This is a genomic window from Halomonas sp. AOP7-E1-9 (assembly GCF_052376035.1).
Taxonomy (GTDB): Bacteria; Pseudomonadota; Gammaproteobacteria; order Pseudomonadales; family Halomonadaceae; genus Vreelandella; species Vreelandella citrativorans.
Genome location: NZ_JBQSVC010000030.1, coordinates 33,106 through 46,035, shown reverse-complemented (window position 1 = coordinate 46,035; position 12,930 = coordinate 33,106). Strand labels below are relative to the sequence as shown.

At 52.7% G+C, this 12,930-nt stretch carries 13 protein-coding genes; 11 read left to right on the top strand and 2 right to left on the bottom strand.

Annotation, left to right across the window (positions count from 1 at the left end):
- Positions 1–144: 144 nt before the first annotated feature.
- Complete coding sequence (locus tag ACT3R4_RS14770) at positions 145–993, bottom strand: hypothetical protein (protein ID WP_441679481.1); 849 nt, start codon at positions 991–993, stop codon at positions 145–147.
- A gap of 198 nt (positions 994–1,191) precedes the next feature.
- Between ACT3R4_RS14770 and ACT3R4_RS14765 the strand changes: the two genes are divergently transcribed.
- The 11 genes from ACT3R4_RS14765 to lipB all read left to right on the top strand — a co-directional run bounded on the left by ACT3R4_RS14765 (position 1,192) and on the right by lipB (position 11,612).
- Positions 1,192–2,499 carry a glutamate-5-semialdehyde dehydrogenase gene (locus tag ACT3R4_RS14765; protein ID WP_441679480.1) on the top strand — a complete coding sequence of 436 codons (1,308 nt, stop codon included), beginning with the start codon at positions 1,192–1,194 and terminating at the stop codon, positions 2,497–2,499.
- 46 nt (positions 2,500–2,545) lie between these two features.
- Complete coding sequence (gene nadD / locus ACT3R4_RS14760; protein WP_441679478.1) at positions 2,546–3,205, top strand: nicotinate-nucleotide adenylyltransferase; 660 nt, start codon at positions 2,546–2,548, stop codon at positions 3,203–3,205.
- A gap of 86 nt (positions 3,206–3,291) precedes the next feature.
- Entirely contained in the window at positions 3,292–3,678 is a 387-nt protein-coding gene (rsfS, locus tag ACT3R4_RS14755) for a ribosome silencing factor (protein ID WP_172118365.1), read from the top strand.
- The gene (gene rlmH / locus ACT3R4_RS14750) at positions 3,675–4,142 is read left to right on the top strand and encodes a 23S rRNA (pseudouridine(1915)-N(3))-methyltransferase RlmH (protein WP_172118366.1); all 468 of its coding nucleotides are present in this window, start codon (positions 3,675–3,677) and stop codon (positions 4,140–4,142) included. Before rsfS ends, rlmH begins: the two co-directional genes overlap by 4 nt.
- Positions 4,143–4,212: 70 nt before the next feature.
- Complete coding sequence (mrdA, locus tag ACT3R4_RS14745) at positions 4,213–6,120, top strand: penicillin-binding protein 2 (protein ID WP_441679476.1); 1,908 nt, start codon at positions 4,213–4,215, stop codon at positions 6,118–6,120.
- 3 nt (positions 6,121–6,123) lie between these two features.
- Positions 6,124–7,284, top strand: coding sequence for a rod shape-determining protein RodA (rodA, locus tag ACT3R4_RS14740; protein ID WP_441679475.1), 1,161 nt, complete (start codon positions 6,124–6,126; stop codon positions 7,282–7,284).
- 103 nt (positions 7,285–7,387) lie between these two features.
- Positions 7,388–8,356, top strand: coding sequence for a lytic murein transglycosylase B (mltB, locus tag ACT3R4_RS14735; RefSeq protein ID WP_441679474.1), 969 nt, complete (start codon positions 7,388–7,390; stop codon positions 8,354–8,356).
- A 35-nt stretch (positions 8,357–8,391) separates the two neighbouring features.
- Positions 8,392–9,336, top strand: coding sequence for a septal ring lytic transglycosylase RlpA family protein (locus ACT3R4_RS14730; protein WP_441679473.1), 945 nt, complete (start codon positions 8,392–8,394; stop codon positions 9,334–9,336).
- Between the two features lie 58 nt (positions 9,337–9,394).
- A complete protein-coding gene (locus tag ACT3R4_RS14725) occupies positions 9,395–10,594 on the top strand; it encodes a D-alanyl-D-alanine carboxypeptidase family protein (RefSeq protein WP_441679484.1) in 1,200 nt (399 codons plus the stop codon).
- A gap of 55 nt (positions 10,595–10,649) precedes the next feature.
- Complete coding sequence (locus tag ACT3R4_RS14720; RefSeq protein ID WP_193053132.1) at positions 10,650–10,961, top strand: HP0495 family protein; 312 nt, start codon at positions 10,650–10,652, stop codon at positions 10,959–10,961.
- A complete protein-coding gene (gene lipB / locus ACT3R4_RS14715) occupies positions 10,962–11,612 on the top strand; it encodes a lipoyl(octanoyl) transferase LipB (RefSeq protein WP_441679471.1) in 651 nt (216 codons plus the stop codon).
- A gap of 122 nt (positions 11,613–11,734) precedes the next feature.
- On the opposite strand, the gene lipA is transcribed toward lipB, so the two are convergent.
- Complete coding sequence (gene lipA / locus ACT3R4_RS14710) at positions 11,735–12,787, bottom strand: lipoyl synthase (RefSeq protein ID WP_441679469.1); 1,053 nt, start codon at positions 12,785–12,787, stop codon at positions 11,735–11,737.
- Between the last annotated feature and the right edge of the window lie 143 nt (positions 12,788–12,930).

Here is a 12,930-nt window from a genome sequence, read left to right as displayed (position 1 = left end):
CTAATAGCACCAGGGTAACAAACGCGGGTACCCATAAGCTCTGGTAGCTGCCCATTTTATAGAGCCATAACGCGTACCCCATCATTACTACCAGGCTGGTACTGTAAGTGATGATCATTAGCCGCTTGGAGAACGGATAGCTGTTCATGAGGAACCCAGCGTCTTGGGGGTATTGCAGAGGTGTTCAAGCGTTAAGGTTGAAGACTCAATATCCATTAGCGGCTCATGATGGCTCACCACATTTTCAGGAAGTGCTGCTTGGAGCTGCGTGCGACGGCGTGTGGCTTCTTGTGGCGAGCGAGAAAGCATCAAGGCGGCAAGCGTTGTGCTATTCAGACGATAGGTGTTCTCAAAGGAGTAGGTTAGCTCACAAAGCTTTTTTGCGGTGGGCCAAAGCTGGCGCCGCTTAACCTGCAATATAAATAGCTCTGCGTAGATAGCCTCGCGCTCAGAACGGGTTTGCTCACGAGGAAGATCGCGCAGCAACTGTTCGCCAGCCCAAAGATTAACCTTTGGGATAAGCCGCAAACGCTGGCCGATAGCCCCATTCATATCAACCAATTGGCGTGCGCTAGAAACCGCCAGTAAGCACAGTATGCCCAATAACAGCACTATTAGCCCCCCGGCTGGAAAGGACAATTGTGGCGCTATTAAGGCGCCGCTAAGTAGTGCGGCCATGGCATTAAGTACAAGAATCCAGCGCGCCTGGGGTAGCATGAATATGGCCGCCCACGCCCAGATCAACATATCATGCTGTTCTGGTGCGCTGGCAATTAATCCCAGCAGTAATAAGCCCGGCAGCACTTGCCAGGGCAGCCCTCTGGAGTGACGATGACTAAAGTCCAGAAGCAGCGCCGTAATGCAAAGCCAACTGACGGAGAGCCAAAGCAGCAGGATGGCCATGGGCTGTGCGCCCAACGTCCAGAACGCTAGTGCAGCCGCTGCGGCGAGTAAATTGGCTCTAAGCAAGTGAATTTTGTATTTGCTTTGCATGGTGGCTTACTATTCGCCTTCACGAACTCCATGTACGTTCCCCGTCGTCTAATCAGCGGTGACAGGACCAAGTGTGAAACTTAAAATGCTCATTATAACGTTTAAGTAGCGTAATATATTGCCTATTACTGGACACAATTACGACGCGCCTGACCAGATAAAATGATGGCGGCGTGCATGATGATAAAGGGAGACAGCATGAGCGTTTCAACGCCCTTACAAGATGAGGCTCAACAGCAACTCACCGCCGGTGATGTTCCCGCATACATGCAGGCGCTTGGAAAGGCAGCTCGTTCAGCCGCAAGTGAGCTACGTCGTGCCGATACCGGCATTAAAAATCGTGCCCTTGAGTCAATAGCGCAGCAGCTGATGACGGCTCGCGCGCGTATTTTAGACGCCAACGCTCAGGATATGCAGCGCGGTAAGGAAAATGGTCTGGATAGTGCGTTACTTGACCGCTTGGCGCTTGATGACGCCCGTTTTGATGCGATGATTGAAGGGCTGCGTCAAGTGGCCGCCTTGCCTGACCCGGTGGGTGAGATAGACGATATGAGCTACCGTCCCAGTGGCATCCAGGTAGGCAAAATGCGCGTGCCTTTAGGGGTCATTGGCATCATTTACGAATCACGCCCCAATGTAACGCTTGAAGCGGCCAGTTTGTGCTTAAAATCGGGCAATGCCTGCATTTTACGCGGCGGGTCAGAGGCGAGCGCGTCCAATCAAGCCATTGGCGAATGCATTACGCAAGGACTGCTGGATGTGGGGCTGCCTGCTAACTGCGTTCAGGTGGTGGCGACGACCGACCGTGCCGCTGTCGGCGCATTGATCAGCATGCCTGATTACGTGGATGTCATTATTCCGCGTGGTGGGAAATCGCTGATTGAGCGAATCTCGCGTGACGCTACAGTGCCCGTTATCAAGCACCTTGATGGTGTTTGTCACGTCTATATTGATACCACGGCGGATCCAGCTAAAGCCTTGGCTATCGCGGTCAATGCTAAAACGCACCGTTACGGCACCTGCAATACCATGGAAACACTTCTGGTTGATGCGCCAGTGGCTGATTTGCTGTTGCCAGAGCTGGCGCGGGCTTACGCAGGACATGAGGTTGAGCTACGAGGCTGTGAACGCACTCAAGCGCTGCTTCCTCAGGCCTTGGCGGCATCCGAGGAAGATTGGTACGCCGAATATCTTGCTCCGGTATTAGCGATCAAAATAGTGGATGGCGTGGAAGAGGCGATTGCGCATATTGAGCGCTATGGCTCGCACCATACCGACGCTATTGTGACCCAGGACTACTCTCTGGCGCGCCGTTTTATGGCCGAGGTGGACTCAAGCTCTGTGATTGTGAATGCCTCAACCCGCTTTGCCGATGGGTTCGAGTATGGGTTAGGTGCTGAAATTGGCATTTCGACCGATAAGCTGCATGCACGAGGGCCGGTGGGTTTGGAAGGCCTTACCACGCGTAAATACGTTGTATTCGGCGATGGCCAGGTTCGCCAATAAGGCGTGTACGCTATGAGTTTTGCAGCGCTATGAGTGGTAGGTCGATATGAATTCAGTACCCATAAAAGCAGGCATGCTGGGAGGGACATTTGACCCTATTCACCATGGCCATTTGCGCAGTGCTTTGGAAGTGCGAGAAGCATTGGGCCTTGACCAGTTGCATATGATACCGGCGCCAAAACCACCTTTACGTGGTGCACCACAAGTGTCGGCAGAGCAACGAATGGCGTTGTTACAAGCCGGGATTGGCACTACGCCTGGGCTTTACGCGGATAACCGTGAGCTGCGCCGCGAAGGGCCATCCTACAGCGTTGATACGCTTGCTGAACTGAGGGCTGAATATGGTGAACAGGCACGTTTAGTCATGGTGATTGGGTTTGATGCCTTTTTACGCCTTCCTCAGTGGCAGCAGGTTGACACGTTGTTTTCCCTCGCTCACTTGGTAGTGATGGCCAGACCTGGCTATCAAACACCCTGGTCTGATGAATTAAGGGAACTGGTAGGGCAACGTGAAGTCGAAGGCGTGGACTCGCTGATGCAGCGCCCCAGTGGTGGCGTTTTACTGCTGTCGCTCCCTTCGATGATGGCAATTTCAGCGACCTATATTCGTCAGCGGCTGCGTGAGGGAAAAAGCGTTCGTTATTTGCTCCCGGAAGCGGTTGAAGAGGCCATTTTGCATAAAGGCTTTTACCAGGACGTTGAATAGCGCTGGTAGTCACGCAAGAAGCCGTTACAATGGCCCGCTTTGCTAGCCGAATACCAGAACACCATACGAGGTTATCTGCAGGAGTCATGCACATCGATACACTGAAAAGCCTAGCGCTTGATGCGTTAGAAGACCTTAAAGCACGCGATATCACTCAACTGGACGTTTCCAGCTTAACTGAGGTTACCGACCTTATGTTGATTGCTAGTGGTACGTCTACCCGGCATGTTGCGGCACTTGCGCAAAACGTCGTAGAAAAAGCCAAGGCAGCCGGTCTTGCGCCGCGCGGTGTTGAAGGCGGTGATAATGCGGATTGGGTATTGGTCGACCTGGGTGACATTGTTGTTCATATCATGATGCCGGAAGCCCGTACACTTTATGACCTTGAACGCCTCTGGGCAGACCTGCCTAGCGATGCAAGCATGACGGATGAGGCACGCACGCTTTTTGAAGAGCGAGCCACGATGTCATGAAAATAAGGCTGTTGGCGGTAGGTACGAAAATGCCTGCTTGGGTTGAAGAGGGCATTGAAACCTACCGTAAACGGCTCCCTCGGGATTTCAGCCTTGAAATAGAAGAAATCCCGCTTGGCCAGCGCGGTAAAAATGCAGATATTGCCAAAGCGCGTGCTCAAGAGGCTCAACGCATTCGCGATAAACTGCGGGGTGATGAGTATCTGGTTGCGCTGGAAGTAAAAGGCAAACCCTGGACAACCGAACAACTGGCCCAGGAAGCGGATAGCTGGCGTATGGAGGGCCGCGATATTGTATTGCTGGTCGGTGGGCCTGATGGTCTTGAACCTTCCCTCTCTGCGATAGCCGATAAAGCGTGGTCATTGTCACCGTTAACGCTGCCGCACCCGTTAGTTCGTATCATGCTGGCCGAGCAGCTTTATCGTGCCTGGACGCTATTGGTTGGTCACCCCTACCACCGTTAACGGCTCAAAAGGTGGTGGTATTTGTTGGCTGTGTTGCGTCAATCGTCTGATTTGAGAGTCATCTGTTGCCATGCCCCAGCGCCGTGACACGCTAAAAAATTCTGAGCAAGAGTTGCGCATTTTTCGTGTCAGAACACTTCTTGCCGTTCTGGTCGTTATAACGCTTACCGGTCTTCTGGTAGGGCGTTTAGGCTACTTACAAATTGTTCAACATGAAATTTACACCACGCGGTCAGAAAAAAACCGTGTGCGTGTTGAGCCGCTGCCACCTAATCGAGGTTTGATTTATGACCGAAATGGTGTGCTGTTAGCTGAAAACCGGCCTACTTATAACCTGACGCTGGTGCGTGAGCGTGTTGATGACCTTGATGCAACGCTGGCCCTATTAGTGGAATTGCTGGAACTGCCAGAAGAAGATATCGAGGCCTTTAACGTACGTTCACGCCAGCGACAGCGTCCTTTCCAACCTGCGCTCTTAATGAGCGATCTGAGTGAAGCCCAAATTGCTCGGCTCGCGATTAATCGCCACCGCCTGCCAGGCGTTGAAGTCGAAGCCCAACTGCTACGTTACTATCCCGATTCAAACGTTATGGCCCATACGCTGGGCTATGTAGGGCGTATTAATGTTGATGAGCTGCAAAATTTGGATGCCGGCCGTTATGCCGGCACCCACTTTATTGGTAAAACCGGCATTGAACGCTTCTATGAAGAGGAGCTTCATGGCGAAGCAGGCCTGCGTAAAGTCGAAACCAACGCCCGAGGGCGAGTATTAAGAGAGCTGGGTCGCACCGACCCTGTGCCTGGGAAGAACATAACGCTGACGATTGATAAGTCTCTACAAACGCTTGCCTATGAATTAATGGATGGGCGGCGTGGGTCAATCGTCGCTATTGCGCCTGCAACGGGCGAGATTCTGGCCATGGTGTCGACGCCTGGGTTTGACAGCAACCAGTTTGTGACCGGGATCGATGTCGCCTCCTATCGCGGCTTGCAGAACGACCTGGATTTACCTCTTTTTAACCGCTCTATTCGTGGTCACTATCCACCTGGTTCGACCATTAAACCCTTTTTAGCCCTCGCGGGACTGGCTGAGGGGGTTATTACCCCAGACAGCACGATTAGCGACCCAGGCTATTATCAACTGCCTAATGACTCCCGACGTTACCGGAACTGGTTGCGCTGGGGGCACGGTCGTGTGGATTTAGAGCGCTCATTAGCTGTGTCTAATAATACTTACTACTACACATTGGCCCATGATTTAGGTATCGATAATCTGCATGAACGGATGAATGGGTTCGGATTCGGGCGACGAGTCGCCTACGATGTTCAGGGTGAAAGCACTGGGCTGATGCCGTCTCGCGAATGGAAACGGGAGCGTTTTAACCAGCCGTGGTATCCCGGCGAAACCTTGTCAGTAGGTATTGGCCAAGGTTACTGGCAAGTAACGCCGTTGCAGCTGGCAAGCGCAACGGCAACGCTTGCCAACCGGGGCCACTGGGTAAAACCCCGCTTAGCTCTCCAGGTGGGCGATACGCTGCTTCGTGAAGATTTACCCGACACGCTGGACGATATTCAGCTGGAAAATGATGCCTGGTGGGACCGGGTATTTAGCGGTATGGAGAAAGTGCTCAGCGGTAGCGAAGGCACTGCACGGCGGACTGGCGTTGGCCTTGAGTATCGAATGGGCGGCAAATCGGGTACGGCTCAGGTGTTTTCTTTGGGTCAGGACCAGCGCTATAACGCCGATGAGCTTGAGGAACGCCTGAGAGATCACGCCTTGTTTGTAGCGTTTGCGCCGGTTGATTCCCCCCAAATTGCCGTGTCGGTTATCGTTGAAAATGCGGGCGGCGGTAGTACCCATGCAGCGCATTTGGCGCGCGCCATGACCGATGCATGGCTTTTAAAAGATGAAGCGCCTGACGCAGATGATGTACGCGACGTGTTGGAAGAAGATACCGCTCAAGTGGAGGGGAACTGACCTATGCCCTGGCAGACGCTTACCCGCCCATTGCGTCGTTATCCCGTTCGACCGCCCGATAGCGGTATCGCGCGACGTAAAAGTATTTGGGAACGCATCCATATTGACCCTTGGTTATTAGGCCTTTTATTGGTCTTAATGGTGGGTGGCCTACTGGTTTTATATAGTGCGTCTGGCCAGCGTATTGAGTCGGTAATCGCTCAGGCGATGCGGTTTGGCGTTGCGCTGGCAGTGATGGCATTATTGGCGCAGCTGTCACCGACCACGTTTTTACGCTGGGCACCCTTTGCCTATGGCGCAGGGGTCATCATGTTATTGGCAGTGGAAATTGCCGGTGATATTGGCATGGGGGCTAAGCGCTGGCTTGAGATCCCAGGCGTTATCCGATTTCAGCCCTCAGAGATGATGAAGCTAGCGGTTCCGTTAATGGTGGCTGCCTATTTGAATCGTTGCCAGCTTCCACCGCGATTAAAGGATATTGTGGTGTGCGCGGTGATCATTGGTGTGCCGGTTGTATTGACCGCTATTCAGCCGGACCTGGGTACATCGTTACTGGTGGCCAGTGCGGCTGTCATCGTGGTTTTGCTCGCGGGTCTTTCATGGCGCTTGATTGGATTTGTTGGTGGATTGTTGGCTGCGTGCGTGCCGCTTTTGTGGATGAACATGCACACTTACCAACGTCAGCGGGTATTAACCTTTCTTGATCCAGAAAGCGACCCACTAGGCTCGGGTTGGAATATTATTCAGTCAACCACGGCCATTGGTAGTGGAGGGCTATGGGGAAAGGGGTGGCTGGGGGGCACGCAGTCGCAACTTGAATTTCTGCCTGAGCGGCATACTGATTTTATTATTGCCGTATTGGGTGAAGAGTTTGGGCTTATCGGGATGCTGGTTTTATTGGCGCTTTACTTGATGATCGTAGGTCGCGGTATTTGGTTGGCGGCTTCTTCACAGGATACGTTTGGACGTCTTTTTGCCGGTAGTATCATTCTCACCTTTTTCATTTATGTGTTTGTCAACGTAGGGATGGTTAGCGGTATTTTACCCGTGGTAGGCGTGCCGCTGCCCTTGGTGAGTTATGGCGGCACCTCTAGCGTGACCTTGTTGGCAGGGTTCGGTATTCTCATGTCTATTCATGCCCATCGTCGGCTATTGCCACGTTAGTATTTCAGTCAGGACGGTGTGTTTTCAAAGGAGTGGTGAGTTGATAAAAAGGGCCCGAAATAAAGCTGGCAGTTGTCTTGTTGCCGCGCTAATAGCGTGTTCGATGCCTGCCGTATTCGCAGAGGAGCACTCGGCGGAAGGGGTGGACCTGCAACATAATGAACGCACCCAGATATTGGTAGATGAGTTAATCGCCCAAGGCATACCGGAAGCGTGGTTACGTGAGGCTTTCTCTCAAGCCGCATATTCTCAAGCGGTGCTGGATGCCATGGAGGGCGCGGCAGAGCGCCGCCTAAAGTGGCACGAGTACCGCGATATATTTCTAACGGAGCAGCGTATCGAAGAGGGCGCTGCCTTTATGCAAGCGCACGCTGAGACCTTGGCGCGTGCGGAAGATGTTTATGGCGTGCCGGGTAATGTTATTACCGCCATTATTGGCGTAGAGACGTACTATGGCCGCCATAAAGGGCGCCATCGCGTGCTGGACTCACTGGCTACGCTGGCGTTTTATCATCCCAGTCGAGGGGATTTTTTCCGTGGTGAGCTAGCTGCTTTTTTGCAGATCGCCCATGAGCAAAAGGTCGATCCGGCTGAACTTTATGGCTCGTATGCAGGCGCAATGGGGTATCCTCAATTTATTCCCACTAGTTACCAGGCCTATGCTGTTGATTTTGACGATGACGGCATTCGTGATTTATGGGAAAACCCAGTGGATGCCATCGGTAGCGTCGCGAATTATTTTGCTGAGCATGGCTGGCGGCGTGATGATGCCATTTATCATGAAGCAACGGGACCGGAAGTGTTGCCCCAAGCGCTGACGTTTAACCAAACGTCTTCGCCGACCATGAGTGTGGCCGAGACAGCCCAGCAAGGGATTGAACCGCAAGAAGCGCTTACTGATACCTTGTTTGTGATGCCCTTGGTGTTTGAGATGGATGATGGACAGCTACGCTATCGGCTGGGTGAAAACAACTTTTATGTTATTACACGCTATAACCACAGTCATTTATACGCCATGGCAGTGACAGAGTTAGCTGAGGCCATTCAACAGCAGGCTGAGGAACAAGGATGAGCATGTTGCAACCAAGGACCTGGCAAGTAGGCAGTATGATCGCCTTGATAATATTGGTAAGCGGTTGCGCGAACCGTGAAGCTCAGCGCGTTGCTACGCCATCTCAAACTCACCCTGACGCTGCTGCACCCGCCGCAAGTACTACTGCCAGTGGAGGTGGGCGCTATGCCATGCATGGGGATGCGTATCCTGTTGCGCCGCCGGATGTATCCACCGTGCCGGATGCTGTACCACGTAATGAACCGCGTTCTGCAGGAGGCAACCGTCCAACCTATGAAGTATGGGGTGAAAAGTACCATGTAATGCCGGATGCTTCTGGCTATGCCAAGCAAGGTTTAGCTTCGTGGTACGGCGAAAAATTTCATGGCTATGCGACCTCAAATGGCGAGATTTACGACATGTATAAAATGTCGGCGGCGCATCGCTCGCTACCGTTGCCCACCTTTGCACGCGTTACCAGCCTGGACAGCGGGCAGTCAGTGATTGTCCGTGTTAACGACCGTGGTCCTTTTCATAGCGATAGAGAGATAGATCTTTCATACGCAGCCGCCGCCCGGTTGGGTATATTGGATAATGGTACAGGACGAGTAAAAGTCGAGGCCATTGAGCCTGATCGTTGGCTAGCTGAGCGCGGCGGGGCGCCCGCGAGTGCTGCGCCCGTTGCCGAGTCCGCATCGTCAGCCGCTACGCAACGTGCGCCTGCAGCCGTACCGCAAACAGCCCCGTCTGTGTCCTCTAATAACCCCTCTGAGGGTGAGGTTTCAGGCGGCTATTACCTTCAGATTGCTGCGCTGGGAAGCGCTGATAGCGCTCGTAAGCTTAGCCAGCGATTGACAGACGAATTGCCTCACAGCGTTCGTGTAATGAATGAGGCTAACGTGCATCGTGTGCAGGTGGGGCCAGTAACACCGGCTCAAGAGACCCAGGCCCGGGAAGCGCTTCGTCAAGCGGGGTTTCCTCAAGTTTTTATCGTGAGATAATTCATTTTTTATATTCTTTGGTGCTTAGCGCCACTTTCTTGCAAGTGAGATGTTAGTGATGAATGTATTCGTGTCGATTCGCCGCTCTGCCCAATTATGTTTGTTTGCGGCCATGACGGCTGTTGCGTTGCCTGCTGCGGCTCAAGTCATACCTCAGCCGCAAACGATTATTCCAGCCGCCCCGCAGCTCGCTGCCAGTTCCTGGATTTTAATGGATGCCAATAGCGGGCGAATTCTGGTTGAACACAACGCAGACGAACGCTTGGCGCCTGCAAGCTTGACCAAGCTCATGACCGCCTACCTTGTCGAGCGTGAGTTGGATCGCGATACCATCGCATTGGATGATCTGGTCAATGTCAGTGAAAATGCCTGGCGGACTGGTGGCTCAAAAATGTTTATTGAAGTGGGTAACCAGGTCCCCGTCGAGGAGTTGCTGCACGGCATTATTATTGTGTCAGGTAACGATGCCAGCGTGGCTATGGCAGAGCACTTGGCTGGTGGGGAGGCTCCTTTTGCTGACTTAATGAACCAGCATGCGGCTCGACTGGGGATGGAAAATACCCACTTTGAAAATGCAACGGGTCTTCCTTCTGATAATCACTATTCAACAGCGCATGACTTGGCGCGACTTTCACGTCATATCATCAATGATTACCCTGAACACTATGCGATCTACTCGCAGCGCCACTTTTCCTATGGTGGAATTGATCAGCCCAACCGTAACCGCCTGTTGTGGCGTGACCCGTCAGTAGATGGTTTGAAAACGGGTTGGACAGATGCTGCGGGCTACTGCCTGGTGTCGTCAGCTGAGCGCGATGGCATGCGGCTTATTTCGGTTGTGATGGGCACCAATTCGGATGAAGCGCGCGCACAGGAAACTCAGAAGCTTTTAAGCTATGGTTTTCGTTTCTACGAAACCATGAACCTCTACGAGCGTGGTGCTGTGCTTGCAACGCCGCGTGTTTGGGGTGGTGACATTAACGAATTGCGTGCGGGGGTGGATGAAGAAGTGTTTATGACCCTTCCGCGTAACCGTAATGAAGAGCTGCGTGCTCGTCTTAATCTACACTCTGATTTACAAGCACCTATTGCGGTAGGTGATGATGTGGGCACGCTAGAGGTCTACTTGGGTGAAGAGATGGTTGGCGAACGCCAGTTGGTAGCGCTTGAAAATGTGGAAGAGGGCGGGCTGTTTAAACGCCTTTTTGATCAGGTTCAGCGCTTCTTCAGCGGTTTAATTGCGAACTTCACTGACTAAGTGATTTGGCTCAGGTGCGTCCTGGGCCTTTTTTACCTTCAATAAAAGGCGCGTTATGACTAAGGATACGAAAAAGGGATTTCGAGACCTGCGCGAGCCGGTGGCAGAAGAAACCCCCAAGATCACTTTTCCTTGTGACTACTCTTTAAAAATAGTGGGTGATGCTGCTGAGGATTTTACGGCTTGTGTTTGTCAAATCGTGGTGCGTCACGCACCGGATTTTGATGAATCGACGCTGCAAGTGGTGGATAGTCGAAACGGTCGTTTTCAATCCGTTCGCATCACGATTAATGCGACCAGCGAGCAGCAAATTAGCCAGCTGTTTGAAGAGCTAAAAGCCACTGGCCGTGTTCATATGGTGGTGTGAGTGAGTCGTTCTGCACCTGTTGAGCTGCACTGCTTGGGTCGCAGGCCGTATCTGCCCGTTTGGGAAGAAATGCGCGCCTTGACGGATTCTCGTGACAGTGAGACGCCGGATCAGTTCTGGCTGGTAGAGCATGACGCTGTCTTCACCCAAGGGCAGGCAGGCAAACCTGAACATCTATTGATGCCAGGCGACATACCGGTGGTGCAAACCGACCGTGGTGGGCAAGTAACGTATCATGGCCCAGGGCAGATAGTGCTGTATCCGCTATTGGATGTTCGGCGCAGTAAAATAGGCGTGCGTGACCTGGTGTCTGCACTGGAAAATGCAGTCATTACGGTGTTAGCCGACTATGGCGTCAGTGCACATGCGCGCCCAGATGCACCGGGTGTGTATGTCAAAAGCCCGATGGGCGAGGCCAAAATAGCGTCGTTGGGTTTGCGAATTCGGCGGGGAGCCAGTTACCACGGCGTCGCGTTGAATGTGGATGGAGACCTTTCTGCTTTTCAGCGCATCAATCCCTGTGGCTACGCAGGTATGGCGGTCACTCGCTTGGCTGATCTTGTTTCTTTGCCTAATGAGCATTACGTAGGCCAACAACTGGCATCTGCGCTGGCACTAAAGTTAAACAGAGAGCTGGTGACTATCGGCTAATCGCAGTGGTTTCTATAGAGCAGACAATGGTAGTACATAAAAAGAAGCCGCCGCGATAGTTAATATTCGTGGCGGCTTCTTGTTTTAAACTTACTCTGATCAAGCCCGTGCTTAATTCTGTTTCAGCCTACATTTAGGGCGGGAATAATATTAGGGTCAGACTCCTGGCCGGGGATCGCTGCCGGTGAGGCCAGCCCGAGGTTGTTCTTTTCGAACACTCGGTCAGCGCGATAGCTTGAACGAACCAGCGGGCCAGAAGGCACTTCCATAAAGCCTTTTTCAAGCCCTAGCACACGGTAGCGATCAAACTCTTCAGGGCTTACCCAGCGCTCAACCGGCAAGTGGTTTTTCGTGGGGCGCAGGTACTGGCCGAGTGTCACAATATCGACACCAATTTCACGAAGATCATCAAACGTTTGCAGGATCTCCTCATCGGTTTCGCCAAGGCCCAGCATAATACTGGTTTTGGTAATGACATCGGGGCGATGCTTTTTCGCGTAGGCCAGAACGTCGAGTGTTTTACGATAGCCTGCACGGGGGTCGCGAACCCGGCTGGTCAGGCGTTCAACGGTTTCGACATTTTGCGCAAACACTTCAAGGCCCGAATCCACAACGCTCTCAATGGCTGCGTGTTCACCATCGAAGTCAGGCGTCAGCGCTTCAACGACCACGTCTGGTGTACGCGCTTTAATAGCACGGATACAGCTTGCGTAATGGCTCGCACCGCCATCGTCCAGATCATCGCGATCAACCGATGTTAGGACGATATAGCGAAGCCCCATTAATTCGACGGACTTGGCGGTGTTTTCGGGCTCTTCGTGGTCCAGCCAGCCTTTGGGGTTGCCCGTATCAACGGCGCAGAAACGGCATGCGCGGGTACACACAGACCCCATCAGCATGATGGTGGCAGTTCCATTGCTCCAACACTCGCCCATGTTAGGGCAGTGTGATTCAGCACAGACGGTACTTAGACGATGCTCAGAGACATTGCGCTTAACGGCTTCAAAGCGCTCGCCACCGGGAATTTGAGCGCGCAGCCATTTGGGCTTGCGTTCAAGAGACGGGGCTTCAGCCTGCGCGCTGCGCACCTTCATGCCATCCTTGATCGCCGTTGTGCCGTGTTCATTACGGAATTTCTGGCCGCTGGGTACACGCTGTGTGGGGTTGTTGCTCATAGGAATAGAGCCTCTCTACTGTGCGGCAGGCAAGGCTTATCATAGAAACTTAAGCGCTTGCCCCCCAATCATGCCGATTAATACGTTGCCAATTAACAGATTACTAATTAATACATAGGTAGTAGGTGTAATGTAACATATCT